Origin of the sequence: Bordetella genomosp. 6 (assembly GCF_002119705.1) — a bacterium.
Classification (GTDB): Bacteria; Pseudomonadota; Gammaproteobacteria; order Burkholderiales; family Burkholderiaceae_B; genus Bordetella; species Bordetella bronchiseptica_F.
In genome coordinates, this window is record NZ_CP021107.1 from 2,537,385 (window position 1) to 2,563,144 (window position 25,760).

Here is a 25,760-nt window from a genome sequence, read left to right on the forward strand (position 1 = left end):
CTATTTCTCCTGGCGCGGATCCAGCGCATCGCGCAGGCCGTCGCCCAACAGGTTGAAGCCCAGCACCACCAGGAAGATCGCCGAGCCGGGGAAGATGGACATCCAGGGCGCCTGGGTCATGAAGTTCTTGGCCGTGTTGAGCATCGACCCCCAGGATGGATTGGGCGGCTGCAGGCCCAGCCCCAGGAACGACAGGCTGGCCTCGGCGATGATGGCGGTGGCGATGGTGATGGTGGCCTGCACGATCAGCGGCGGCATGACATTGGGAAAGACGTGGCGGCCGATGATGCGCAGGTCCGAGGCGCCCAGGGCGCGCGCGCTCTGCACGTAGTCCTCGTTCTTGACCGCCAGCACCTGGCCGCGCGTCAGCCGGATGAACTTGGGCGCGGCCGATACGCCGATGGCGATCATGGCGTTGGTCAGGCTGGGGCCCAGGAAGGCGGCCAACGCGATCGCCAGGATCAGGAACGGGATGGCCAGCAGCGCCTCGGTGGCGCGCGAGATGACGCTGTCGGTCCAGCCGCCGAAATAGCCCGCGGCCAGTCCGAACGGCACGCCCACCGCCAGGGCGATCAGCACCGACACCATGCCCGCCATCAGCGAGGCGCGCGCGCCGTACACCATGCGGCTGAAGATGTCCCGGCCCAGTTCGTCGGTGCCCATCCAGAACGCCGCCGAGGGCGCCTTGCGGATGGTCATGAAGCTGGTCTGGAACGGGTCGTGGCTGGCCACCCAGGGCGCCAGCAGCGCCAGCACGACGAACGCCAGCACGATGAGCGCGCCCAGCATCGCGATCCGGTTGCGGCGGAACTTGCCCCAGGAACGGTTGGCGCGGCGCGGCGCGCCCATGCCCGCGCTTGCGATGGGTGCGCTCATGCGTGCCTCAGACGGGGATTGACCAGGATGTACAGGATGTCGGCCAGCAGGTTCATGACGATGAAGCCGACCGCCACGCACAGCACCACCCCCTGCACCACGGCGTAGTCGCGGTTGAAGACGGCGTCGACGATCAGCTTGCCGAAGCCCGGGATGGTGAAGACCTGCTCGGTCAGCACCGCCCCGGCCAGCAACTCGCCGAACAGCAGCGTCGCCAGCGTCACGATGGGCATCAGCGCGTTGCGCAGCGCGTGGCGCAGCACCACCTTGCGCGGCGAAACGCCCTTGGCCCGCGCGGTGCGCACGTAATCGGCCGACAGCGCCTCCAGCATGGCCGAACGGGTATGCCGCATCAGGTAGGCGGCGATCGCCGTGGACAGCACCAGGGCCGGCATCAGCATGGTCTTGATGGAAAGCCAGAAGTCCTCCGCCGGCGAGACGTACCCCGAGGCGGGCAGCAGCTTCCACTGCACCGAGACCACCATGATGAGGATGATGCCCAGCCAGAAATTGGGGATGGACATGCCCGAGAGCGCCGCCATGTTGGCGCCCATCTCGACCGCCGTGCCCTTGCGCACGGCGGCGACGATGCCCAGGGGAATGCCCGCCAGCAGCGCGAACGCCATCGCCATGACCGCCAGTTGCAGGGTCACCGGCAGCTTCTGCGCGATCAGGGTCAGCACCGGCACATCGGTGCGCATGGACTTGCCCAGGTCGCCCTGCAGCACCTGGGTCACCCAGGCGCCGTACTGCACCGGCAGCGGGTCGTTGAGGCGGTATTTCTCGCGCAGGTAGTCCAGCACCGCGGGATCGCGCTCCTCGCCGGCCAGCGTGAGCACCGGATCGCCGGGCAGGATTTTCTGCAGCATGAAGACGATCATCGACACCAGGATCAGCGTCGGGATCGCCACGACGACGCGTCGCAGGATCAGTTTGAACATGGTCGCCACCGAAAAACGGGCGCGGCGGCGCCCGCGCGCCGCGCCGATCGCGGCAGCCGGCCGCCGCGGCGGCCCGCCGCCCCCACCGTCGCTACTTGGCCAGCGTCACGCCCTTCAGGCGCACCATGCCGTCCGGGTACGGCTTGAAGCCGCGCACGTTCTTGCCCAGCACGAACGGCCACGGCTGGTAGTACAGGTAGATGTCGTGCGTGTCGGCCTGCAGCAGCGCCTGCGCCTGGTCGTAGATCGCCTTGCGCTTGGCCTGGTCGGGCACGGTGCGCGCCTCGGCCAGCAGCTTGTCGACCTCGGGATTGCAGTAGCGGCCGTCGTTCAGCGCGCCCTTGCAGGTCACGAACTGGTAGATGTTGCCGTCCGGATCGACCCGGCCCGACCAGCCGCGCATGATCATCTCGAAGTTGCCGGCCTGCGCCTCGTTGAGCATGGCGGCGTACTCGGTGGGCCGCAGGCTCAGCTCGAAGCCGGCCTCGGCCGCCATGGCCTGGATCATTTCGGCGATGGCCGACGTCGTGGTGTTGTTGCCGAAGGCGAACTCGGCCTTGACCTTCTGCAGGCCGGCTTCCTTGAGCAGCGCGCGGGCGCGCTCGACATCGCGCTTGGGCACCGGGAACTTGTCGCTGTGATAGGGGCTGGCCGGCGGGAACGGCTGGCTGGCCGGATCGAAGATGCCGCCGCCGGCCACTTCGTTGATGATGGCGCGGTCGATCGACAGGGCCAGCGCCTGGCGCACCCGTCGGTCCTTGAACGGGTTGGTCTCGGCGCGCTTGCCGTTGCCCGTATTGAAGAATACCTCCTGGAAACCCAGCCCCGACACCGGCATGAACTGCACGCTGGCGTCGTTCTTGACCTGCGGCGCGTCCGAGGGGTTCATGCGCTCCAGGATGTCCAGCCCGCCGGCGCGCAGATTGGACAGGCGCACCGTGGTGTCCGGAATGGGCAGGAACACCAGCTTGTCGAAGTGGTAATCCTTGGCATCGTAGTACTGGTCGAACTTCTGCAGCACGATGCGGTCGTTCTGCACCCGTTCGACGAACTTGTAGGGGCCCGAGCAGATCGGCTTGCGGCCCACCGCGGCCGCGTCGCCCTCGAACGCCTTGGGCGAGAGCATCATGCCGGCGCGGTCGGACAGCTGCGCCAGCAAGGTGGCGTCGGGACGCTTGAGCGTCAGCACCAGGGTGGCGGGATCGGGCGCCTCGATTTTCTCGACCGAGGCCAGTTCGCCCTTGCGCATGCTGTCCTGCAGCGTCATGGCGCGCTCCAGGTTGGCGCGCGCCGCCGCGGCGTCGAACTTGCTGCCGTCGTGGAACTGCACGTCGGTGCGCAGCTTGAACGTCAGCGTCTTGTTGTCCTCGCTGAAGCGCCACGACTGCGCCAGCTGCGGCACGAACTGCAGCTTCTCGTCGATATCGACCAGCTTGTCGCACAGCGAGGTGAAGACGATGCGGCCCACATAGGTACGGGCGCGGTGCGGATCGAGCACGTCCGGGTCTTCCTGCAGGCCGATGCGCAGGTCCTGCGCCAGGGCGGCGCCGCCCGCGCCGGCCAGCACGGCCGCGCCCATCATCATGCTCAGGCTCTTGGTCTTGGTCATGTTGTGGAGTTCCCCTTGGTGGTCGTGCGCCCGCAGGCGCGTCAGAAGCCTACGGCCTGCCCGTCGCGCCTGCTGTCGCTGGCCGCCACGTAGCCGAGATCGTTGTCGCTTTCCGCCATGCGCCAGATGAACTGGCCCGCGCCGAAGTCCATGTACGGGTCGTCCACCGCCTTCAGGCGATGGCCCAGGTTCTTCAGCCCTTCGACCGTCGCGCGGTTCATGGTGGACTCGATGTCCAGCGTGAAATCGCGGTTGACCTTCCAGCGCGGCGCGCAGCAGGCCGCCTGCGGCTGCTGGTGGTAGTCCAGCATGCGGATGACGGTCTGCAGATGGCCCTGCGGCTGCATGTCGCCGCCCATCACGCCAAAGCTCATGACCGGCTTGCCGCCGCGCGTCAGGAAGCCCGGGATGATGGTGTGGAACGGCCGCTTGCCGCCTTCCACCACGTTGGCCGAGGCCGGGTTCATCGAGAAGCCCACGCCGCGGTTCTGCAGGCTGATGCCGGTGCCCGGCACGACCACGCCCGAGCCGAAGCCCATGTAGTTGGACTGGATGAACGAGATCATCATGCCGTTCTCGTCGGCGGCGGTCAGATAGATGGTGCCGCCGGCATGCGGGCGCCCCGCCTCGAAATGCGTGGCGCGGTCCGGGTCGATCAGCCTGGCCCGGCTGTCCAGGTACGCGTCGTCGAGCATCTGCTGCGGCGTGACTTCCATGCTGCGCGGGTCGGCCACATAGCGGTACAGGTCGGAGAACGCCAGCTTCATGGCCTCGATCTGCAGGTGCTGCGATTGCACCGAATCGACCGGCATGTCGGCCAGGTCGAAACGCTCGCAGATGCCCAGCGCGATCAGCGCGGCGATGCCCTGCCCGTTGGGCGGGATCTCGTGCAATTCGTAGCCGCGGTACGAGCGGGAAATCGGCTTGACCCATTCGGGGCGGTAATTGCGCAGGTCCTCCAGCGTCATGGCGCCGCCGCACTCCTGGCTGAATGCGGCGATGCGCTCGGCCAGCTCGCCCTCGTAGAAGTCGCGTCCGCCCGAGGCGGCGATGCGGCGCAGCGCGTACGCGGCGTCCGGGAAGCGGAAATGCTCGCCCACCCGCGGCGCGCGCCCCTCGGGCATGAACGCCTGGGCGTAGCCGGGCTGCTCGCTCAGCTCGGCGGCCGCGGCGGCCCATTTATGCGCCACCACCGGCGGCACCGTGTAGCCGCGCTCGGCGATCTCGATGGCGGGTTCGAACAGCTGCTCGAACGGCAGCTTGCCCAGCTTCCCGTGCAGCGCGGCCCAGCCCGCCACCACGCCGGGCACGGTCACGGCGTCCCAGCCGCGCTTGGGCTGCACGGCCAGCCCATCGGGGCCGGTGCCGTACTTGCGCTTGAAATACTCCACATTCCACGCCGCCGGCGCCACGCCGGACGAATTCAGGCCGTGCAATTGCTGGCCGTCCCAGACGATGGCGAAGCAATCGCCGCCCAGGCCACAGGACACCGGTTCGACCAGCACGATGGTCGCCGCCGCCGCGATGGCCGCATCGACCGCATTGCCGCCCTTGAGCAGCATGCGCAGGCCGGCCTGCGCCGCCAGCGGGTGCGAAGTGGACACCACATTGCGGGCGAAGACGGGAATGCGGGTGGACGGGTACGGATTGACCCAATTGAAGGCTTTCATCTGATGATCTCTATCGATAGCGCGGGCACAAGTTGAACCTGATGACGTTACTCTCGTGATCTAATTAAATCAATTTGATTTTTTGTTCCGTCATTCAAAATATTTTTATGAGCAGCATACGGTTCCTGCGTACTTTCCTGGCGGTGGCCCAGCACGGCACATTCTCGGAAGCGGCCGAGCAGGTGGCGCTGACGCAGGCCGCGGTCAGCTTCCAGATGCGCGCGCTCGAAGCCGAACTGGGCCGCGAGCTGTTCGACCGCGGCGGGCGGCTTGCCATCCTGAATGCGGCGGGACGCGAATTGGTGCCGGAAATCAAGCGGCTGCTTGATTTATACGACCACCTGAAGGCGCCCCGCAATGTGCCGGGCGAACTGGCCGGCTCGGTGTCGGTGGGCGCCATCGTCTCGTGCATGGGCACCCTGTCCAAGGTGGTTTCGCAGTTGAAGCGCGACCACCCGGCGCTGGACGTGCGCGTGTTCTCCGGCAAGGCCAGCGAACTGGCCGGCAAGGTCGAGAGCGGCGAGCTGGACGCGGCCCTGGTGGTCGAGGCCGGCCGCAAGATGGCCAGCACGCGCTGGACGCCCCTGTACGAAGAGCCGCTGGTCGTGCTGGCGCACCCCTCGGCGCCCGGCGCCGACGCGCGCGAGGTGCTGGCCGCCAACCCGTTCCTGCGCTTTGACCGCACCCAGCGCACCGGGCGCCAGATCGACCGCATCGTGCGCCGGCTGGGCGGGGGCCTGAACGAGTTCCTCGAGCTCAACGCCATCGAAACCCTGGTCGAACTGGTGCGCCAGGAGGTCGGCGTGACCCTGTTGCCGCTGCTCAACGGCGCCAACTGGCAGGCCAGCCCGCAGCTGCGCGTGCTGCCCCTGCCCGCCGAGCTGGGCCCGGCCGTGCGCGCCATCGGCATGATCGAGCGGCGCGACCACGCGCGCCTGGCCATCACCGCCGCAATCTGCGCCCAGTGCGGCGCGCTGTTCGGCCGCTGAGGGCCGCGACTGGCCCGAACCTCCCCCGTCTGCGCGTAATATCGCCGTGCTCACCTTCTCCAGGAACCCGCCCATGCTTCCCATCGTCATCGTCTCGGGGCCGCCCGGTTCGGGCAAGACCACCGCGTGTGGCCTGCTGGCGCAGGCCGATCCGCATGGCCTGCACCTGCCGTCCGATCTGTTCTATGGCTTTCCGGCCCACCCCATCCCGCCATACCGCCCCCAGGCCGATGCGCAGAACGCCGCGGTCATCCGCGCGGTGTGCCGCAGCGCCGCCTCGTTCGCCGCCGACGGCTATCGCGTCTACCTGGACGGCATCTTCGGACCGTGGTTCCTGCCCCTCATCGCCGCGCAATTGCAGGCCGCGCGGGCTCCTGCCGCCTACGCCTTGCTGGATATCGGCCTGGACGAGGCGCTGGCCCGCGTCGAGCAGCGCAGCGGACCCGGGCAGGCGTCGATGGTGCGGACCATGCACGATGCGTTCCGCGCGGCCGGCGGCCTGGCCGGCCACCGCGTCGTCACCGGGGGCCGGCCGGCCGCCCAGATCGCGGACGAGATCGCCGGGCGACTGCAGGCCGGCGCGCTGGCGCTGGACCTGGCCCGCTGGGCGCGGGGCTGAACGCGGCAGGTGCGGGGGGGGCGAGGTGCCTTTCCCCGGCGGGACAGGCACCCCGCAGTCCCCCTGCGGGGACAGGCACGCGGGGTTTGATTTGCCGGTGCCAGTCCCCCTGCGGGGACAGGCACGCGGGATCTACAGTTTTACCCCTGTGATGTACCCCACCGAGGCGCCGAAGCCGTCGCGGTAGTTGGCCTTGACCAGCGGGTCCAGCGTGGCGCGCACGACGGCGTGTACGCCGCCCCAGTCTGCAGCGTGCTGGAAGTTGCTGGTGATGTAGGTCCAGCCGTTGATCTCGTCGACCGCCTGCAGGCCGGTGGACTCGCCGCCGGCCGGACACGACAGGATGCGCGAGAGCGCCCCGCTGTCGACGTTGTAGGCCCACAGGAAGTTGTTGACGTGGCCGTTGCTGTCCTCGCCGATGAACAGCGTGCGCAGCTTTTCCGAGAACTTGATGTTGTCGGGGTTGGAGATGCGGTCGGCGTGGTGGCGGTTGCCCAGCGCATCGGGCGCGGCCAGCTTCTCGCCGACCAGGGCCGGCACCGCCGCCATGTCCACCGGCACCCATTCGCTGTTGATCGCCGCGCCGGCGCTGTCGCGCTGGCCGCCGCGCAGGTTCAGCGCATACACCGCGCCCGGCTCGGGGCCCTGCACGCGCAGATCGGGCGAGGTGCCATCCACCATCGAGGTCTCGATGCGCGACATGGCGCTGTAGGCGATGCGGTCGCGCGCATTGACGGTGGTGCCTTCCATCTTGGAAAACGCCATCGTGCCGCCCATCAGGGCCGCATAGCGGTGCGTCTCCAGGAAAGCCGCGGCCTGCTCGCGCCCCGGCGCCAGCCTGACCCAGTTGGCCTTGCCGTTCACGCGTATCGCCGTGAAGGCCGCATCGCCCGGATCGGCGGTGCGCACGTCCATGATGTCGGCCGCCGTCAGGGTATCGGCCAGCGCCTCGATGTCGGCGCTGCGGGCATGGCCCAGATTGATCCAGCCCAGCGCGCCGGCCCCCGGGCCCTCGCCCGAGGTCTGGCGCCACTTGGCGACGTAGAGCGTGCCTGCCGACAGGTCGGCCTTGCGGTCGGCCACGAACATGAACAGCCCGCCGTTGGTGGCGTCGTCGCCCATCAGACAGGTGCGCTGGTCGGGCATCACCTGGATCAGCTCGTGCGAGATGCGGCCCAGGCAGTAATGCTTCCTGATGGTGCCGGTGCCGTCCGGGTGGACCACCACTTCGGGCAGGTGCCCGTAGTGATACGGATTGGCCTTGGCCGGATCGCCGTACAGGTTGCGGCTGAACGCCTGGAACTGCGCCGAGGCGCGCGCGGTGGTCGCGTCCGGCTCGTATTCTTCGCTGGCCAGATGGGTGTTCCACGGCGACAGGCTCGCGCCGCAGGTGATCCACAGGCCGTGGGCCGGGGCGGTATCGACCTGGCTGTACTTGACCAGCGCCAGCCTGCCGGTGGCCGGATCCTGCGCCAGGGTGAGCACCGCGATGGGCGACGGCAGCAGGCCGTACATGGGCTCGCCCTTCCGGTTGTTCGAGGCGTACTCGAACTGCACCACGGCGAACACCGTATTGCCCTTGACGCCGGGCACCCGGGCCGATGGCAAGGCCAGCAGGGACATGCCGTCGGGGCAGTCCGAAAAGAACTGGCGCGTCTTGCCGGGCACCGAGCGGTCCATGATGGGCTGGCCATGGATATCGAGATAGCCGCCCGCGACCACGGTCGCGCCCGTGCCATCGGGCACGTTGTCGCCGGTCATGAAGAACGGTTCGTACCCCAGCTGGAAGGTCTGCCGGCCGCCGTCGCCGTAGCTGACTTCCAGGGCCGACTCCACGGTGGTGACGGCCATTTTCCCGGGTGCGTCCAGCGACGGCGCGGCCATGGACGTGAAGGCGGCCGCCACGAAATCGCCCCGCGGCCGGGCGCCGCGCGCGGCGCCCCGCGCGCCATCGGCGCCCGTCCCGCAGCCGGCCAGCAGCGTGGCCGCGCCCACGGCGCCCAGCGGCAGCATGGGCGCGCCGCCCAGCATCTTCAGCACCAGGCGGCGCTTGCTCATCGTCGGTTCGTGCATGCCAGTATTCCCTCCGGATCGCGTGGTGGCGTGGGTATGACCCCCCGCATCCTAGCGATCCGCGATGACAATTCCGCTGCACTGCGCGGGGCGTGCGGCCCCGCCTTGCCGATGTCCTATGAGCCGCGCCACTTGTCGATCAGGCGGCGGTCGCGCTTGGTGGGACGGCCGGCGGCGATATCCAGCGCGGGTTCGGGCGCCAGCCGCCGCATCTCGGCGGCCCGCTCGCGCGCCGCCGCGCTTTCCGGCGTTTCCTCGTACAACTGCCGCGCCACCGGCGCCGGGCCGCGCACGCCGCTGACCGCGCATACCCGCACATGGATGGGCGGGTCTTCCTTGCGGATGCACACCACGTCGCCCGGCGCCACTTCGCGCGCCGGCTTGGCCGGCTGGTCGTTGACCTGCACCCTGCCCTTGCCGATCTCCTGCACCGCCAGGCTGCGCGTCTTGTAGAAGCGCGCCGCCCATAACCATTTGTCCAGGCGCATCTTGTCCATCTGCCGTCGCTCCACTGCCTTTCTGATCTAATGCGTGGCCGGATGGCCGCCGCCGCCCCCCTTCAGGAGCCCTGCCTTGACCCGCATCAATTGTGTCCCCGTCGAAGAACTGAGTGGCCCGCACCTGGTCGCCGAATACCGCGAACTGCCGCGGGTTTTCGCGCTGGCGCACAAGGCCGCCGCGCGCGGCGCGCTGGCGCAGCCGGCCGTCTACACGCTGGGCAAGGGCCATCTGCTGTTCTTCTACACCCGCCTGGGCTATCTGGCCAGGCGGCATCGCGAGCTGGTCGAGGAAATGCGGCGCCGTGGCTACCGCCCGGCATTTTCCGGCGTGACGCGCGAGGACTTCCCGGATATTCCCGCGCCGTTCTGGAACGACTGGACCCCGACCGAGGAGGCCCTGGCGCTCAACCGCGCGCGCATCGCCGAGCGCGGCGGCGGCAGGGCCTGACGGGCCCGGCGCCTACAGCGCCTCTTCGTCGCTCTCGCCGGTGCGGATGCGGATGGCCTGTTCGACCGGGGTCACGAAGATCTTGCCGTCGCCGATCTTGCCGGTGCGCGCGGCCTTGACGATGGCCTCGATGGCCGGATCGACCATCTCGTCGGCCAGCACGACCTCGACGCGGATCTTGGGCAGGAAATCCACCACGTACTCGGCGCCGCGATACAGCTCGGTATGGCCCTTCTGGCGGCCGAACCCCTTGACCTCGGTGACGGTCAGGCCGCTGACGCCGACCTCGGCCAGCGCTTCGCGCACTTCGTCCAGCTTGAAGGGTTTGATGATGGCGGTTACTTGTTTCACGTTGTGCTGTCCTGGCTTTTTCTGAATTGGGTGCCCGCCGGCCTCAAACCGTCTCGCGGAATCCGTTGGTCACAGGATACCGCCAATCACGGCCGAACGCGCGCGGCGTGATGCGGGGCCCCGGCGGGGCCTGGCGCCGCTTGTATTCGTTGATGCGGATCAGCCGCACCACCTGCTCGACCGCCTCGCGCGGAAAGCCGGCGGCCACGATATCGGCCGCCGAGGCGTTGTGCTCCATGTAGCGCTCGATGATGCCGTCGAGGATGTCGTAGGGCGGCAGGCTGTCCTGGTCGGTCTGGTCGGGCCGCAGCTCGGCCGACGGCGGGCGGGTGATGATGCGTTCCGGGATGATGGGCTGGCGCTGGTTGCGCCAGTTCGCCAGGCGGTAGACCAGGGTCTTGGGCACGTCCTTGATGACGGCGAAGCCCCCCGCCATGTCGCCATACAGCGTGCAATAGCCGGTGGTCATTTCCGATTTGTTGCCGGTGGTCAGCACCAGCCGGCCGGTCTTGTTGGACAGCGCCATCAGCAAGGTGCCGCGCGCGCGCGCCTGGATGTTCTCCTCGGTGGCGTCGACCGGCAGGCCGGCGAACTGCGGCGCCAGCGCCTCCTCGAAGCGGTCGACCACCTCGCCGATGGCGATCACGTCGTATTGCACGCCCAGGCGCCGGGCCATGTCGGCGGCGTCGGTCAGCGAGATATCGGCGGTATAGCGCGAGGGCATCATGACCGCGCGCACGTTGTCCGCGCCCACGGCGTCGACCGCCACCGCCAGCACCACGGCCGAATCGATGCCGCCCGACAGGCCGATGATGGCGCCGGGAAAGCCGTTCTTGCCGAGGTAGTCGCGCACGCCCAGCACCAGCGCGTTCCAGACCTGCTCTTCCACGCCGTAGGGCTGCACGGCGGCCTGTTCGGTCACCGGGCGCACCGTGCCGCGCGCATCGACCTCGAGCACGTTCACGCCTTCGGTGAAGTCCGGCAGGCGGGCGCTCATGCGGCCCTGGCCGTCCAGCGCGAACGACGCGCCGTCGAACACCAGTTCGTCCTGGCCGCCGACCAGGTTGGCGTAAATCAGCGCGCAGCCGGTGTCCTGCACGCTGCGCCGCGCCACCGACAGGCGTTCTTCCTGCTTGCCGGTGTTGTAGGGCGACGCGTTGGGCACCAGCAGCACCTGCGCGCCGTCGGCCGCCGCCGCGCGCGGCGCGCGCTCGAACCAGATGTCCTCGCAGATGTTCAGGCCGAAGCGCACGCCCTTGACGGTGAAGCCGAAGGCTTCGCCGTGGGCCGAGAAATAGCGCTGCTCGTCGAACACCGAATAATTGGGCAGTTCGCGCTTGCAGTAGCTGCCCAGCACGCGCCCTTCGCACACCACGGAGGCGGCGTTGTAGAGGCGGTCCTGGCGCGCCAGCACATGGCCGATCACCACATGCAGGCCGGCCAGGCCGGCCAGGTCCTGGCAAAGCCGCTCGAACACCGCCTGCTGCGCCTCGATAAACCGGGGACGCAGCAGCAGGTCTTCCGGCGGATAGCCGGTCAGGACCAGCTCGGGCGTGACCAGCACGTCGGCGCCCTGCCCGGCCGCCTGTTGCGCTGCTTGCAGGACCCGGGCCGCGTTGCCGGCGAGATCGCCGACGCAGGCGTTGATTTGCGCGATTCCAACCCGGGCAAGGCTCATGAACGACGGTTCCAGAATGGGAAAAAGGGAAAGAAAAATTATCGCACGGGCGCGGCGCCGTCGCCGCGCAGCGCCAGCGGCGCCTCGCCCGCGGCCACCTGCTCGCGCCGGAACTCGTGCAGGGCCGCCTCGCGCATGCCGCCGGCCAGGTTGCCCAGGTCCGAGCCGGAGGGCTCCTGGAACAGCCGCAGCCCCAGCTCGGGCAGGATGGCCAGCAGATGGTCGAAGATGTCGCCCTGGATGCGCTCGTACTCGACCCAGGCGGTGATGGCCGTGAAGCAATAGATCTCGATCGGGATGCCGTTGGGCTGCGGCTCCATCATGCGCACCATCATGGCCATGTCCTGGCGCACCTCGGGGTGCTGGCGCAGGTAGGCCAGCGCATAGCCGCGGAAGGTGCCGATGTTGGTCAGGCGGCGGCGGTTGGCCGGCACCTCGGCCAGCTCGCCCAGCTGGCGGTTGGCCTCCAGCAGCGCGTCCTCCTTGGCCTGCAGGTAGTCGCGCAGCAGCACGAAGCGCTTGAGCCGCCCGCCCTCTTCCTCGCTCATGAAGCGCACGCTGGCCGCGTCCAGCCGCAGGGTGCGCTTGATGCGCCGCCCGCCCGACTCGAACATGTGGCGGTAGTTGCGGTAGCTTTCGGAAAACAGCTTGTAGGTAGGCACGGTGGTGACCGTGTTGTCCCAGTTCTGCACCTTGACGGTATGCAGCGCGATGTCCTTGACGAAGCCGTCGGCGTTGGCCTGCGGCATCTCGATCCAGTCGCCGATGCGCAGCATGTCGTTGGAGGTGAGCTGGGTGCTGGCCACCAGCGACAGCAGCGTGTCCTTGAACACCAGCAGCAGCACCGCCGACAGCGCGCCCAGGCCGGAGATCATCCACAGCGGCGAGCGGTCCAGCAGGATGGAGAGCACCAGCACCGCCCCCACCGCGCACAGGATCAGCTTGCCGATCTGGATATAGCCCTTGATCGAGCGCGTCTGCGCCCGCGTGGTGGCTGAATACGTATCCTGCCAGGCGCTGAGCACGCCGCTGAAGGCCACGAACACGCAGATCCAGGCCCCGGCATGCGACAGCCGGCCCACGATGGTGACCGCGCGCTCGGCATGCGGCACCAGTTCTATGCCCATGGACACCACGGCGAACGGCACCGCGTACCAGAAGTTCTGGTACGCGCGGCGGCGGCTCAGGGCGCGGTCCCAGTCCTCGCGGCCGCTCAGCACCAGCAGCCGGTGGGCGAAATACAGCACGACGCGCGCCACCACCCACTGCACGAACAGCGCCGTCAGCACCAGCACGCCGATGCCGACCAGCGTCTGGCCCCATGGCGTATCCGGCACATAGTTGTCCAGCGTGGCGACCACGTTCTCCAATTCCTTCGGCAGCACTGCATCCTCCTGAAAGCGCCCTGTCGCAGATTATCCGACAAGTCGGCCGGCGCGCCGTTCCATGGCGCCGCCGCGGCGCGCGCCGGCCCTATATAATTGCCCGCATCATGGCAAATACTTCCCACTCCAGCCAGGACCAGTTCGCCAACAAGGCGCAGGCGTGGTCCGCCCGTTTCTCGGAACCCGTTTCCGACCTCGTCAAACGCTATACGGCCTCGGTCGATTTCGACAAGCGCATGGCGCGCCACGACATCCGCGGCTCGCTGGCGCACGCCGACATGCTGGCCGCGCAAGGCATCATCTCGGCCCAGGACCTGGCCGACATCCAGCGCGGCATGCAGCAGATCCTCTCCGAGATCGACGCCGGCACGTTCCAGTGGCTGCTGGACCTGGAAGACGTGCACCTGAACATCGAGAAGCGCCTGGTGGAACTCGTCGGCGACGCCGGCAAGCGCCTGCACACCGGCCGCTCGCGCAACGACCAGGTCGCCACCGACATCCGCCTGTGGCTGCGCGACGAAATCGACACGCTGGTCGACCTGCTGCGCCAGCTGCGCCACGCGCTGGCCACGGTCGCGCTGGAGAACGCCGCGACCATCATGCCGGGCTTCACCCACCTGCAGGTGGCCCAGCCCGTCACGTTCGGCCACCACCTGCTGGCCTATGCCGAGATGTTCGGCCGCGACGCCGAGCGCCTGGCCGACTGCCGCCGCCGCGTCAACCGCCTGCCGCTGGGCGCGGCCGCGCTGGCCGGCACCAGCTATCCCATCGACCGCGAGCGCGTGGCCCGCACGCTGGGCTTTGACGGCGTCTGCCGCAACTCGCTCGACGCCGTCTCCGACCGCGACTTCGGCATCGAGTTCTGCGCCGCCGGCGCCCTGATCATGACGCACATCTCGCGTCTTTCCGAAGAACTGGTGCTGTGGATGAGCCCGCGCGTGGGCTTCATCGACCTGGCCGACCGATTCTGCACCGGCAGCTCCATCATGCCGCAGAAGAAAAACCCCGACGTCCCCGAGCTGGCGCGCGGCAAGACCGGCCGCGTCAACGGCCACCTGGTGGCGCTGCTGACCCTGATGAAGGGCCAGCCGCTGGCCTACAACAAGGACAACCAGGAAGACAAGGAAGGCCTGTTCGACACGGCCGACACGCTGCGCGACACCCTGACCATCTTCGCCGACATGGCCGGCGGCATCAAGGTCAAGGCCGACAACATGCGCGCCGCCGCCCTGCAGGGCTTTGCCACCGCCACCGACCTGGCCGACTACCTGGTCAAGCGTGGCCTGCCGTTTCGCGACGCGCACGAAATCGTCGCCCACGCGGTGCGCGACTGCGAGCAGCGCGGCTGCGACCTGGCCGACCTGTCGCTGGCCGACCTGCAGGCCTACCACCCCAGCATCGGCGAGGACATCCACCAGGTACTGACGCTGGAAGGCTCGGTGGCCGCCCGCAAGCACATCGGCGGCACCGCCCCCGAGCGCGTGCGCGAGGAAGCCCAGCGCGTGCTGGCCGAGACCGCCGGCGCCTGACCCGGTCCGCCCATGAAAAAACCCGGCTCGCGCCGGGTTTTTTCATGCCGCGCGCGGATGCGCGCTCAGGCGGTCACGCCCTGCCATTCGGACACGAACTCGCGGAAATCGGGACGTTGCGCCGGCGGCACCGCGCAGCCCGGCGTGCCCAGGGCCACGAAGCCCAGGAACCGGTAGTCCATCGCGTCCAGGCCCAGCGCGTCCTGGACGTCCTCGACGTAAGTGCCCAGGCCCGTGCTCCAGAACGCGCCGTACCCCAGCATGTGCGCGGCGTTGAGGATATTCATGACCGCCGCGCCGGTGGCCAGCAGCTGCTCCTGCTCGGGAATGCGGGTGTTGTCGTGCGAAAGTTTCTGCGCCACGGCGATGAACAGCGGCACGCCCGCGGCCCACTCGCGCACCGACTTCTCTTTCTCGGGCGTCATGCGCTTGTCGCCGCTGCGCTTGACCGCATCGATCGCCAGGTCGGCCAGCCGGCCGATGGCCTCGCCGCGGATCAGCACGAACCGCCACGGGCGCAGCGCGCCATGGTCGGGCGCGCTCATGGCGGCCTGCAGGATTTGCTCCAGTTCGTCCTGCCTGGGCGCGGGCGCGCGCAGGAATTTCATCGAACGGCGCGACGTCAGCGCGTGCAAGGGAGATACGGTCATGGGCGCGGAAACTCTCGACGAGAAGAAAACATATTCTCATCATAGCCCAGCGCATGGGGCCGGCCGGCCTATTCCCGGCCTCGCGCCAAGGGCATGGCCGCGCAGCTAGCCGAGGTGGGTGTGGCGCTCGGGGCGCTCTTCGACCTGCATCTCGCTCAGGCCGTGCAGGATGCCGCAGTCCTCGGCGTCCGGACGGGCCGAGGCGCAGCGCCGGCGCAACTCGCCCAGTTGCGCCTTCAGTTGCGTCAGTTCGGCGATGCGGGCGTCCACGTGGGCAATGTGCTCGTCGAACACCTGATTGATCGGACCGCAGCCGGCTTCGTGGTTGTCCGCCAGGGCCAGGATGCTGCGGATCTCGTCCTGCGTCATGTCCAGCGCGCGGCAATTGCGTATCAGGCGCAGCCGCTCGACGTGGGCTTCGCCGTAGCTGCGGTAGTTGTTCAGGCCGCGCTCGGGCGCGGGCAACAGCCCTTCCTTCTCGTAATAGCGCACGGTCTCCACCGTGGTTCCCGCGGTGCGGGCCAGTTCGCCGATTTTCATGGGGGCTCCTTGATCCGGGTGCTTGACCCTATAGTAACTCCAGGGTGTGAAATGCGTCCAACATCAAGACAGGACGTACCAGATGCCCTCCACGACTCGCGACCTTGCCCTCGATACGCCAGCCGGCCAACGCACGGACGCCCACGGCCATGACCACGCCGGCCATGACCATGCCGACCATGAGCACGCCGGCCACGGCCATGCCGCACACGACCATGGCATCCCGGCCTGCTGCGGCCATGACCACGGCCAGCCGGCCGCGCCCGTGGCCGCGCCGGCCTGGCAAGCCGGCCCGGGCCAGCAGGTCACGCGGGTGCGCATCGGGCAGATGGACTGCCCCACCGAGGAAACGCTGATCCGCAAGAAGCTGGCCGGCCTGCCCGAGGTGCACGAGCTCGACTTCAACCTGATGCAGCGGGTGCTGACCGTGCTGCATGCCGACGGCGCGCTCGACCGTATCGACGCGGCGATCCGCTCGCTGGGCATGACGCCCGAGCCCCTGGCCGCCGACGCCCCGGCGGCCCCGGCCGGCGCTGCGGCGCCCGCGCGCGGCTGGCGCCTGCTGGCCGCCGGCGGCGTGCTGGCGGCGCTGTCCGAGGTCGCCCACTTCACCGGCCAGCCGGTGTATGTCGCCGCCGCCCTGGCGCTGGCGGCCATCCTGGCCTGCGGGCTGTCGACCTACCGCAAGGGCTGGATCGCGGTGCGCAACGGCAACCTCAACATCAACGCCCTGATGAGCATCGCCGTCACCGGCGCGATGCTGATCGGCCAATGGCCGGAAGCGGCCATGGTGATGTTCCTGTTCAACGTGGCCGAACTGATCGAAGCCCGCGCCCTGGACCGCGCCCGCAATGCCGTGCGCGGCCTGCTGGACCTGGCGCCGCAGACCGCCACGATGCGCCAGTCCGATGGCACGTGGATCGAGGTGCCCGCGGCGCGACTGCGCCCGGGCGACCTGGTGCGGGTGCGCCCGGGCGAGCGCATCGCCGCCGACGGCGCCATCGTCGAAGGCCAATCCGCGATCGACCAATCGCCCATCACCGGCGAAAGCCTGCCGGTGGAAAAAGGCGTGGACGACGAGGTCTACGCCGGCACCGTCAATGCGTCGGGGTCGTTCGACTACCGCGTCACGGCCGCGGCCGGCAACACCACGCTGGACCGCATCATCCACGCGGTCGAGCAGGCGCAGGGCGCGCGCGCCCCGACCCAGCGCTTCATCGACCGCTTCTCGCGCATCTACACGCCGGCCGTGGTCGGACTGGCTCTGCTGGTCGCGCTGGCGCCGCCGCTGCTGCTGGGCCATGCCTGGCTCGACTCGGTGTACCGCGCGCTGGCGCTGCTGATCATCGCGTGCCCCTGCGCGCTGGTGATTTCCACCCCGGTCAGCGTGGTCAGCGGCCTGACCGCCGCCGCGCGGCGCGGCATCCTGATCAAGGGCGGCGTCTACCTGGAGGAAGGACGCAAGCTGCGCTGGCTGGCGCTGGACAAGACCGGCACGCTGACCCAGGGCAAGCCGGTGCAGACCGACCTGGAGCTGCTGCACGACGCCAGCGCCGGCGGGCGCCCGGCGCTGCGCGCCGCGGTCAGCCTGGCGGCGCGCTCGGACCACCCCGTGTCGCGCGCGCTGGCCCAGGCCGATCACGCCCTGGACGCGCCGCTGGACGACGTGGACGGTTTCGCCGCCCTGCCCGGCCGCGGCGTGCAAGGCGAGATCGGCGGCGAGCGCTTCCAGCTGGGCAACCGCCGCCTGATGCGCGAGCTGGGCGTCGGCACGCCAGAGATCGAGGCCCGCATCGACGCCTATGAGGCGGCCGGCAAGACCGCCATCGCCCTGACCGACGGACAGCGCGTCCTGCTGGTGGCCGCGGTGGCCGACACGCTCAAGGCCAGCAGCGCCGCCGCCGTGGCCGACCTGCACCAGCTGGGCGTGCGCACCCTCATGCTGACCGGCGACAACACCCGGGCCGCCCAGGCGGTGGCCGCCCAGGCCGGCATCGACGAGGCGCGCGGCGACCTGCTGCCGCAGGACAAGCTGGACGCGGTCCAGGCCAAGCTGGACCCGGCCCTGCGCGTGGGCATGGTGGGCGACGGAATCAACGACGCGCCGGCGCTGGCGCGGGCCGACATCGGCTTCGCCATGGGCGCGGCCGGCACCGGCACCGCCATCGAAACCGCCGACGTGGCCCTGATGGACGACGACCTGCGCAAGATCGGCACGTTCGTGCGCCTCTCGCGCGCCACCCACCGCATCCTGACCCAGAACATCGCCCTGGCGCTGGGCATCAAGGCGGTGTTCCTGGTGCTGGCGATGGCCGGCCAGGCCACGCTGTGGATGGCGGTGTTCGCCGACGTGGGCGCCAGCCTGCTGGTGGTCGCCAACGGCTTGCGGCTGCTGCGCGCGGGCGGGCGCCAGGCGTCCTGATGACGGGGTGCCAGTCCCCGCAGGGGGACCGGTGCCTGTCCCAGCGGGGACTGGCACCTGAGGCGCCGGCCAGTGGAAGTCAGCGGGAGCCAGTCCCCCTGCGGGGACAGGCTCCCGGGCATATTGCTTTTTCTCATGTTTTCACGATTTCTTATTCTTTGTGGAAAAATAGGTGCGTTGCTAGAGTGCTCAGTTCCGCGGGGCGCCGCGCCCCGTCCACCTCTTCCTGTGGAGCACGCGCCATGAACTTCTCCTTGCGCAAACTGCTGCTTGCCGGCCTGGTGCCGCTGGCCATGGCCGGCACGGCCGCCCAGGCCGACGACCTGGCCGCCATCAAGGCGGCCGGCGTCATCAAGATCGGCACCGAGGGCACTTACGCCCCGTTCAGCTATCACGACGCCAGCAACAAGCTGACCGGCTTCGACGTGGAGATCGGCCGCGCCATCGCCCGGAAGATGGGCGTGAAGGCCGAATTCGTCGAAGGCAAGTGGGACGGCCTGATCGCCGGCCTGGACGTCAAGCGCTACGACGCCGTCATCAACCAGGTCGGCATCACCGATGCGCGCAAGGCCAAGTACGACTTCTCGGACCCCTACATCTCGTCCCAGGCCGCGCTGATCGTGCGCGAGGACAACCAGGCCATCAAGTCGTTCGCCGACCTGAAGGGCCGCAAGTCGGCCAATACCCTGACCAGCAACTTCGGCAAGCTGGCGCAAAGCTATGGCGCCGAAGTGGTGCCGGTGCAGGGCTTCAACGAAGCCATCGACCTGCTCATGTCGGGCCGCGTCGAGGCCACCGTCAACGACAACCTGTCGTTCCTCGACTTCAAGAAGCAAAAGCCCAACGCCAAGGTCAAGGTGGCCGCCTACGACAAGAGCAAGGAATTCAGCGAATCGGGCGTGCTGATCCGCAAGAACAACCCCGAGCTGCAAGCCGCCATCAACAAGGCGCTGGCCGACCTGAAGGCCGACGGCACCTACAGGAAGATCTCCGAGCAGTACTTCGGCGCCGACCTGTCGGCCGCCCAGTAACGCCCGCCGCCGGCCCCGCCCGGCGGCCCCGCCCTTCCCCGCCCGCAACGCACAGGAGCCCCCATCGTGCCGGCCTGGCTACAGCTCATGCTCGATTCGTTCTGGCCCCTGCTGCATGCGGGGTTGATGTTCACCGTGCCGCTGACGCTGCTGTCGTTCGCCGCGGGCCTGGCGCTGGCCTTCGTGGTGGCGCTGCTGCGGCTGTTCGGCCCCTGGCCCATCGTGGCGCTGATGCGCTTCTACGTCTGGCTGATCCGCGGCACGCCGCTGCTGGTGCAGTTGTTCGTGATCTTCTACGGCCTGCCCAGCATCGGCATCGTGCTCGACCCGCTGCCGGCCGCGCTGATCGGCTTCACGCTGAACGTCGGCGCCTACAACTCGGAAGTGATTCGCGGCGCCATCGAGTCCATCCCGCGGGGCCAATGGGAAGCGGCCTATTCGCTGAGCATGACGCGCGGCCAGGCCATGCGCCGCACCGTGCTGCCGCAGGCCGCGCGGGTGGCGGTGCCGCCGCTGGCCAATTCGTTCATCGCGCTGGTCAAGGACACCTCGCTGGCGGCGGTGCTGACCGTGCCCGAAATCTTCCAGGCCGCCCAGCGCATCGCCGCGGTGACCTACGAGCCGCTCATTCTCTATACCGAGGCGGCGCTGATCTACCTCGTGTTCAGTTCGGCCCTGTCCTCGCTGCAGGTGCGCCTGGAAAAACGCTTCGGCCAGCACGCCGTCTTCGCGGAGCAACATCGATGATAGGGCTGCAAGGCATAGACAAGACTTTCGGCGGCAACCGGGTGTTGCACGGCGTGGACGTGGTCATTCCCGAGGGCAGCGTCACCGCCCTGATCGGCCCCTCGGGCAGCGGCAAGAGCACGCTGCTGCGCTGCGTGAACCTGCTGGAGATCCCCGAGGCCGGCGTGCTGCGGCTGGGGCCCGAAACGCTGGCGTTCGACGGCCGGCGCCCGGCGCGCGACGCCGTGCAGCGCATCCGCCGCCAGACCGGGATGGTGTTCCAGAACTTCCAGCTGTTTCCCCACCAGAGCGTGATCGACAACGTCATGGAAGGCCTGGTCACGGTGCAGCGCTGGGACAAGCCGCGCGCGCGTGCGCGCGCCATGGAGCTGCTGGAGAAAGTCGGCATGACCGCCAAGGCCGACGCCTGGCCGGTCACGCTGTCCGGCGGCCAGCAGCAGCGCGTGGCCATCGCCCGCGCGCTGGCGCCGTCGCCGCGCGTCCTGTTGTGCGACGAACCGACCTCGGCGCTGGACCCGTCGCTGGCCATCGAAGTGGTGGACGTGCTGCGCCGGCTGGCCGGCGAAGGCATGACCATGCTGATGGCCACCCACGACCTGCGGCTGGCCGCCAGCATCGCCCAGCAGGTGGTGTTCCTGGAGGGCGGCGCGGTGGTCGAGGCGGGTACGCCGCGCGAGGTCTTCGCGCAGTCGCGCGACCCGCGCACCGCCGCGTTCGTCTCCACCCTGACCCAGGGCCTGCCCGAGGAATGGGGCGCGCCCGCCTAGGGCTTGGAGCGGCCGTCGATATGGCCGAGCGGCCGGCCCGGATCGAGGTGGTCGCGCACCCGCTGCTTGAGCACCTTGGCCTCGGGAAAGCCGCCGTCGACCTCGCGGTCCCACAGCGGCGCGCCGTTGTAGTGGATGCGGAACACGCCGCCGGTGCCGGGCACCAGGGCCACCTCGCCCAGGTCGGCGCCGAACGTCGAAAGCAGTTCCTGCGCCATCCATGCCGCGCGCAGCAGCCACTGGCACTGCGTGCAATACTGGATGGCGATGCGGGGGCGATGGTCTGGCGGCGTGATCATGGCGGCTGGGCTACGGAATGCGCGGGCGCGTGCCCGACGGCCCAGTGTAAAAGAAAGCGCCGCGCGCTTGCGCGGCGTCAAGGCCCCGGCCCTTGCCTTCCCATGCCGCAGCCATAAGATGTATTATAGATACATCTTATAAACCGCAGGAGTGGCCTCGTGGGCGCGCCCGATCTCTGTACCGAAGAAGACATCACGCAACTGGTGCACCAGTTCTACGCCGAAGTGCGGCGCGACGCCGAGTTGGGGCCGATCTTCAACACCCATGTCGACGACTGGGACGTCCACCTCGCCAAGCTGGTCGACTTCTGGTCGTCGATACTGCGCGGTACCGGACGCTTTCGCGGCACGCCCATGCCCAAGCACGTGGCCCTGCCCGGCTTGCACGCGGGCCTGTTCGAGCGCTGGTTGCGGCTGTTTCGCGCCACGGCCGCAACGCAGCCCAACCAGGCCATGGCCGAGCAGGCCTGCCTGATGGCCGGCCGCATCGCGCAAAGCCTGTGGTACGGCTACCAGTTGCACCGCAGCCCCGACCAGGCCCCCACGGATCTCGCCCATGGCTGAACTGCTGCAGATCGACGAGCCCGCCGCCGGGCGCGCCGCGCCGCAATGGCGCGCCTTCCTGGAACTGGGCTTTCGCCCGCTCTACCTGCTGGGCGCGGCCTGGGGCGCGCTATCGGTGGCGCTGTGGATCGGCGCGCCGCAGTGGCTGGCCGGCGCCATGCCGGGCGTCATCTGGCACGCGCATGAAATGCTGTGGGGCTTCATCGGCGCCATCGCGGTGGGTTTCCTGCTGACCGCCGCGGCCACCTGGACCGGCGTCAACCCCCTGCGCGGCGCGCCGCTGGCCGCGCTGGCCGCGCTGTGGCTGGCGGCCCGCGCCGCCTTCCTCGCGCCAGGCATGACCGCCTTCTGGATCGGCCTGGCCTGCGAACTGCTGTTCTTCGCCTGGGCCGCGGCCGCGCTGGGCCGGGCGATCTACCGGCGCGGCGCCAGCCGCCGCAACCACGGCGTGCCCCTGCTGGTGCTGGGGCTGGGCGCGGCCGACGCGCTTTACCTGCTGGCCGCCCGCGCCGGCGACTATCCCTTGCTGCTGCAACGCTTCAACGCGGGCCTGCTGTGCATGGCCGTGATCGCCTTGCTGATCGCGCGCCGCATCATCCCCTTTTTCGCCATGCGCGCCATCGCCGGCCTGCAGATCCCCATGCATACGCGCAGCGGCCAATGGCAACTGGCCGCCGGCCTGGTCGCCGTGGCGGCGACGCTGGCGCAGGCCGGCGCGGTGACCGCCGTGGCGCTGGCCGCGGCCGGCCTGATCGCGCTGGCGCAGTGGCTGTCCTGGCGCCCCTGGGCCGCGCGCGGCGTGCCGCTGCTGTGGATCCTGTACGCCGGCTACCTGGGCCTGGCCGCCGGCCTGCTGGTGGCGGCGGCAGGCGCGGCGGGCGGCATCGCGCGCGCCGCGTGGCCCGCGCACGTCATCGGCATGGCCGGCTTCGGCCTGCTCATCATCGGCATGATCACCCGCACCGCCCTGGGCCACCTGGGCCGGCCGCTGCGCACCGACGGCCTCATGGTCGCCTGCTACATACTGGTCATCGGCGCGGCCGCCCTGCGCCTGGCCGCCCTCTGGCCCGGCCCGCACACGCTGGCCGCGCTGCACGGCGCCACCGCCGCCTGGGTGCTGGCCTTCTTGCTGTACCTGTGGCGTTTCGCGCCCCTGCTGGTGCGCCCGCGCCTGCACGCACCGGCCCCCACCGTCGCCACGCCCGCCGGGTCCCGCCCATGACCTACCCCATCCTGCTGACGCTGCACCTGCTGGCCGCCTTCGTCTTCATCGGCACCGTCTTCTTCGAAGTCCTGATCCTCGAAAGCGTGCGCAAGCAAGTGCCACGCGAAGCCATGAACGCGGTCGAGCGCGGCATCGGCAACCGCGCCCGCGCCATCATGCCGTGGGTGCTGCTGGCGCTGTTCGGCGCCGGCATCGGCATGGCCTGGCAGCACCGCGGCGTGCTGGAGCAGCCGCTGGCCAGCAGCTTCGGCCTGCTGCTCAGCCTGAAGATCGTGCTGGCGCTCAGCGTGCTGGGCCATTTCGCCGCCGCCATGCGCTGGCGCCGGCGCGGCGAATTGCGTGGCCGGCGCTCGCGGCGGCTGCACCTGAGCGTGTTCTGCCACGTCGTGGCGATCGTCCTGCTGGCCAAGGGGATGTACTACATCGACGCGTTCCGCTGAGCGCTTCCTGCCCGCTTGGCCCAAATCTGCGAAAATCCGCCGTTGGCCGAACTTTTGCAGTGAGACCCCGTGAAACTCGCAACCTGGAACGTCAACTCCCTGAATGTGCGTCTGCCGCAGGTGCTGGACTGGCTGGCCGCCAATCCGGTCGATGCGCTGTGCATCCAGGAACTCAAGCTGACCGACGACAAATTCCCGCTCGACGCCTTTACCGAGGCCGGCTACCACGCCGCCTGGGCCGGACAGAAAACCTATAACGGCGTGGCCATCGTCTCGCGCGAACCCGGCTTCGCGCTGGTGCGCAACAACCCGCGCTACGAAGACCCGCAACAGCGCATCCTGGCCGTGACCCTGCCCAGCCCGGCCGGCGACGTGCGCGTGATCTGCGCCTACTGCCCCAACGGCCAGGCGGTCGACAGCGACAAGTACGTCTACAAGCTGGCCTGGTTCGACGGCCTGCGCGAGTGGCTCGAGGAAGAAATGCGCACCTACCCGCGCCTGGCCATCCTCGGCGACTACAACGTCGCGCCGGCCGACGCCGACGTGCACAACCCGGAAAAATGGGAAGGCCAGGTACTGGTCTCCGAACCCGAGCGCGCCGCCTTCCGCGCCCTGCTGGACCTGGGCCTGACCGACTCCTTCCGCCTGTTCGAGCAGCCCGAGAAATCCTTCAGCTGGTGGGACTACCGCCAGTTCGCGTTTCGCCGCAACGCCGGCCTGCGCATCGACCACGTGCTGCTGTCCGACGCGCTCAAGCCGCACTGCGTGGCCTGCGTCATCGACAAGGCGCCGCGCGCCAACGAACAGCCGTCCGACCACGCGCCGGTCATCGCCACCCTGGCGTTCGACTGACGCCCGGCGCCGCGGCGGCGCCCCACGCCTGGGAGGCAAACATGCATATCCTGGTTGCCGGTTTCCAACACGAAACCAACACCTTCGCGCCTTCCAAGGCGGGCTATGACAACTTCCTGCGCGGCGAAGGCTTTCCCGCCTTGGTGCGCGGCGACGACCTGCTGGCGCTGCGCGCCGTCAACATCCCCGCCGGCGGCTTCCTGAACGCCGCCCTGGCGGCCGGCCACAGCGCGCACCCCGTCATCTGGGCCGGCGCCAGCCCCTCGGCGCACGTCACGCGCGACGCCTTCGAGCGCATCGCCGGCGAGATCGAGGCCGCCGCCCGCGCCGGCCGCTACGACGCCGTATACCTGGACCTGCACGGCGCCATGGTCACCGAGCACCACGACGACGGCGAAGGCGAGCTGCTGCGCCGCCTGCGCGCCGCCGTCGGCCCCGGCATGCCCATCGTCGCCAGCCTGGACCTGCACGCCAACGTCACCCGGGACATGCTGGCGCATGCCAGCGCGCTGGTGGCCTATCGCACCTATCCGCACGTGGACATGGCCGACACCGGCGCGCGCGCCGCCGCCTTGCTGCATGCGCGCGCGCAGGCCGGCAAGCACTGGCACGGCGCCGCACGGCGCCTGCCGTTTCTGATTCCCATCAACGGCATGTGCACCCAGCTCGAACCCGCCCGGGGCGTGTACGCCCTGCTGGCCGAGCTCGAGCGCCGCGAACCCGGCGTCGCCAGCCTGTCCTATGCCCCGGGCTTTCCGGCCGCCGACTTTCCCGAATGCGGCCCGGTCGTCTGGGCCCATGGCACCGACCGCGACGCCGTCGAACGCATCGTGCAGGCCCTGGCCGAGCGCATCGCCGAACTCGAGGCCCGGTGGGCGCCCGATTTCCTCGCCCCGGACGAGGCCATCCGCCAGGCCCGGCAACTGGCGCAAGGCGCGCGCCGCCCCGTGGTCATCGCCGACACCCAGGACAACCCCGGCGCCGGCGGCGACGCCAACACCACCGGCATGCTGCGCGCCCTGATCGAGGCCGACGCCGACAACGCCGCCATCGGCCTCATGTGCGACCCCCAGGCCGTCGCCCAGGCCCTGGCGGCCGGGGTGGGCAACCGCGTGCGGCTGCGCCTGGGTGGCCAGTCGGGCGTCGCCGGCGACGCCCCGTACGAGGCCGAATTCATCGTCGAACACCAGTCCGACGGCAAGACCCGCTACGACGGCCCCATGATGCACGGCATGGCGGCCGACCTCGGCCCCACCGTCTGCCTGCGCCACCGCGGCGTGCGCGCCATCGTCAGCAGCAACAAGGCCCAGACCCTGGACCGCAACCTCATCCGCCTGGGCGGCGTCGATCCCGAGAACCTGGCCATCCTGGTCGTCAAGAGCTCGGTGCACTTTCGCGCCGACTTCGAACCCATCGCCCACGCCGTGCTGATCGCCAAGGCGCCCGGCCCGATGCAGGCCGACCCCGCCGACCTGCCCTGGACGCGCCTGGCCCCCGGCATGCGCACCCGCCCGCGCGGCCAGCCCTTCGCCCCCGCCCAACCCTGAGGCCGCGG

At 69.5% G+C, this 25,760-nt stretch carries 25 protein-coding genes; 13 read left to right on the forward strand and 12 right to left on the reverse strand.

All coding sequences use genetic code 11. From position 1 onward, the window contains the following. The 4 genes from CAL11_RS11850 to ggt form a co-directional block, all read right to left on the reverse strand. Positions 1-876, reverse strand: coding sequence for an ABC transporter permease (locus CAL11_RS11850; RefSeq protein ID WP_086093038.1), 876 nt, complete (start codon positions 874-876; stop codon positions 1-3). Further along, positions 873-1,817, reverse strand: a complete 945-nt coding sequence (locus tag CAL11_RS11855) for an ABC transporter permease (protein ID WP_086093039.1) — start codon at positions 1,815-1,817, stop codon at positions 873-875. The genes CAL11_RS11850 and CAL11_RS11855 overlap by 4 nt, the downstream gene beginning before the upstream one ends. Positions 1,818-1,908: 91 nt before the next feature. Further along, positions 1,909-3,426, reverse strand: a complete 1,518-nt coding sequence (locus tag CAL11_RS11860) for an ABC transporter substrate-binding protein (protein WP_033466384.1) — start codon at positions 3,424-3,426, stop codon at positions 1,909-1,911. A 41-nt stretch (positions 3,427-3,467) separates the two neighbouring features. Continuing rightward, on the reverse strand, positions 3,468-5,096 hold the full coding sequence (gene ggt, locus CAL11_RS11865; RefSeq protein ID WP_086093040.1) for a gamma-glutamyltransferase: 1,629 nt from the start codon (positions 5,094-5,096) through the stop codon (positions 3,468-3,470). Between the two features lie 107 nt (positions 5,097-5,203). Here ggt and CAL11_RS11870 point away from each other — a divergent pair, with 107 nt between their 5' ends. Then, positions 5,204-6,085 (forward strand): LysR family transcriptional regulator, encoded by an 882-nt coding sequence (locus CAL11_RS11870; RefSeq protein WP_086093041.1) that lies wholly within the window; start codon positions 5,204-5,206, stop codon positions 6,083-6,085. Between the two features lie 73 nt (positions 6,086-6,158). Next, positions 6,159-6,704, forward strand: a complete 546-nt coding sequence (locus tag CAL11_RS11875) for an AAA family ATPase (RefSeq protein ID WP_086093042.1) — start codon at positions 6,159-6,161, stop codon at positions 6,702-6,704. A gap of 132 nt (positions 6,705-6,836) precedes the next feature. Here CAL11_RS11875 and CAL11_RS11880 read toward each other — a convergent pair whose 3' ends face one another. Both CAL11_RS11880 and CAL11_RS11885 read right to left on the reverse strand, forming a co-directional pair. Beyond that, the gene (locus tag CAL11_RS11880; protein WP_086093043.1) at positions 6,837-8,777 is read right to left on the reverse strand and encodes a PhoX family protein; all 1,941 of its coding nucleotides are present in this window, start codon (positions 8,775-8,777) and stop codon (positions 6,837-6,839) included. A gap of 116 nt (positions 8,778-8,893) precedes the next feature. Beyond that, positions 8,894-9,274, reverse strand: coding sequence for an RNA-binding S4 domain-containing protein (locus tag CAL11_RS11885; protein WP_086093044.1), 381 nt, complete (start codon positions 9,272-9,274; stop codon positions 8,894-8,896). Positions 9,275-9,350: 76 nt separating this feature from the next. Here CAL11_RS11885 and CAL11_RS11890 point away from each other — a divergent pair, with 76 nt between their 5' ends. Continuing rightward, the gene (locus CAL11_RS11890) at positions 9,351-9,725 is read left to right on the forward strand and encodes a pyrimidine dimer DNA glycosylase/endonuclease V (protein ID WP_086093045.1); all 375 of its coding nucleotides are present in this window, start codon (positions 9,351-9,353) and stop codon (positions 9,723-9,725) included. 12 nt (positions 9,726-9,737) lie between these two features. On the opposite strand, the gene CAL11_RS11895 is transcribed toward CAL11_RS11890, so the two are convergent. Genes CAL11_RS11895 through CAL11_RS11905 form a run of 3 tightly spaced genes read right to left on the reverse strand, consistent with a single transcriptional unit; the run spans position 9,738 to position 13,139 of the window. After that, on the reverse strand, positions 9,738-10,076 hold the full coding sequence (locus CAL11_RS11895; protein ID WP_033466400.1) for a P-II family nitrogen regulator: 339 nt from the start codon (positions 10,074-10,076) through the stop codon (positions 9,738-9,740). A 43-nt stretch (positions 10,077-10,119) separates the two neighbouring features. Next, positions 10,120-11,754, reverse strand: coding sequence for an NAD+ synthase (locus CAL11_RS11900; RefSeq protein ID WP_086093046.1), 1,635 nt, complete (start codon positions 11,752-11,754; stop codon positions 10,120-10,122). 38 nt (positions 11,755-11,792) lie between these two features. Continuing rightward, positions 11,793-13,139, reverse strand: a complete 1,347-nt coding sequence (locus CAL11_RS11905; protein ID WP_033466404.1) for a mechanosensitive ion channel family protein — start codon at positions 13,137-13,139, stop codon at positions 11,793-11,795. Positions 13,140-13,246: 107 nt separating this feature from the next. Here CAL11_RS11905 and argH point away from each other — a divergent pair, with 107 nt between their 5' ends. Further along, positions 13,247-14,668, forward strand: coding sequence for an argininosuccinate lyase (argH, locus tag CAL11_RS11910; protein WP_086093047.1), 1,422 nt, complete (start codon positions 13,247-13,249; stop codon positions 14,666-14,668). Positions 14,669-14,733: 65 nt separating this feature from the next. Here argH and CAL11_RS11915 read toward each other — a convergent pair whose 3' ends face one another. Together CAL11_RS11915 and cadR are read right to left on the reverse strand one after the other, a co-directional pair. After that, entirely contained in the window at positions 14,734-15,318 is a 585-nt protein-coding gene (locus CAL11_RS11915; protein ID WP_033466408.1) for a nitroreductase family protein, read from the reverse strand. Positions 15,319-15,423: 105 nt separating this feature from the next. Beyond that, complete coding sequence (gene cadR / locus CAL11_RS11920; RefSeq protein ID WP_086093048.1) at positions 15,424-15,858, reverse strand: Cd(II)/Pb(II)-responsive transcriptional regulator; 435 nt, start codon at positions 15,856-15,858, stop codon at positions 15,424-15,426. An 82-nt stretch (positions 15,859-15,940) separates the two neighbouring features. Here cadR and CAL11_RS11925 point away from each other — a divergent pair, with 82 nt between their 5' ends. The 4 genes from CAL11_RS11925 (at position 15,941) to CAL11_RS11940 (ending at position 20,825) form a co-directional block, all read left to right on the forward strand. Next, positions 15,941-18,280 (forward strand): heavy metal translocating P-type ATPase, encoded by a 2,340-nt coding sequence (locus tag CAL11_RS11925; RefSeq protein ID WP_086093049.1) that lies wholly within the window; start codon positions 15,941-15,943, stop codon positions 18,278-18,280. 242 nt (positions 18,281-18,522) lie between these two features. After that, the gene (locus CAL11_RS11930) at positions 18,523-19,311 is read left to right on the forward strand and encodes an amino acid ABC transporter substrate-binding protein (protein ID WP_033466414.1); all 789 of its coding nucleotides are present in this window, start codon (positions 18,523-18,525) and stop codon (positions 19,309-19,311) included. Between the two features lie 66 nt (positions 19,312-19,377). Further along, on the forward strand, positions 19,378-20,058 hold the full coding sequence (locus CAL11_RS11935; protein WP_033466416.1) for an amino acid ABC transporter permease: 681 nt from the start codon (positions 19,378-19,380) through the stop codon (positions 20,056-20,058). Beyond that, complete coding sequence (locus CAL11_RS11940; RefSeq protein WP_086093050.1) at positions 20,055-20,825, forward strand: amino acid ABC transporter ATP-binding protein; 771 nt, start codon at positions 20,055-20,057, stop codon at positions 20,823-20,825. The genes CAL11_RS11935 and CAL11_RS11940 overlap by 4 nt, the downstream gene beginning before the upstream one ends. On the opposite strand, the gene CAL11_RS11945 is transcribed toward CAL11_RS11940, so the two are convergent. After that, positions 20,822-21,124, reverse strand: a complete 303-nt coding sequence (locus tag CAL11_RS11945; RefSeq protein WP_086093051.1) for a SelT/SelW/SelH family protein — start codon at positions 21,122-21,124, stop codon at positions 20,822-20,824. The two genes, CAL11_RS11940 and CAL11_RS11945, sit on opposite strands and share 4 nt — an antisense overlap. A gap of 159 nt (positions 21,125-21,283) precedes the next feature. Here CAL11_RS11945 and CAL11_RS11950 point away from each other — a divergent pair, with 159 nt between their 5' ends. The 5 genes from CAL11_RS11950 (at position 21,284) to CAL11_RS11970 (ending at position 25,752) form a co-directional block, all read left to right on the forward strand. Continuing rightward, positions 21,284-21,688, forward strand: a complete 405-nt coding sequence (locus tag CAL11_RS11950) for a group III truncated hemoglobin (RefSeq protein ID WP_086093052.1) — start codon at positions 21,284-21,286, stop codon at positions 21,686-21,688. Beyond that, on the forward strand, positions 21,681-22,910 hold the full coding sequence (locus tag CAL11_RS11955) for an NnrS family protein (RefSeq protein ID WP_086093053.1): 1,230 nt from the start codon (positions 21,681-21,683) through the stop codon (positions 22,908-22,910). Before CAL11_RS11950 ends, CAL11_RS11955 begins: the two co-directional genes overlap by 8 nt. Further along, the gene (locus CAL11_RS11960) at positions 22,907-23,353 is read left to right on the forward strand and encodes a CopD family copper resistance protein (RefSeq protein ID WP_086093054.1); all 447 of its coding nucleotides are present in this window, start codon (positions 22,907-22,909) and stop codon (positions 23,351-23,353) included. Before CAL11_RS11955 ends, CAL11_RS11960 begins: the two co-directional genes overlap by 4 nt. Before the next feature lie 69 nt (positions 23,354-23,422). Continuing rightward, the gene (gene xth, locus CAL11_RS11965; RefSeq protein ID WP_086093055.1) at positions 23,423-24,205 is read left to right on the forward strand and encodes an exodeoxyribonuclease III; all 783 of its coding nucleotides are present in this window, start codon (positions 23,423-23,425) and stop codon (positions 24,203-24,205) included. Between the two features lie 41 nt (positions 24,206-24,246). Continuing rightward, entirely contained in the window at positions 24,247-25,752 is a 1,506-nt protein-coding gene (locus tag CAL11_RS11970; protein ID WP_086093056.1) for a M81 family metallopeptidase, read from the forward strand. Positions 25,753-25,760: the final 8 nt, after the last annotated feature.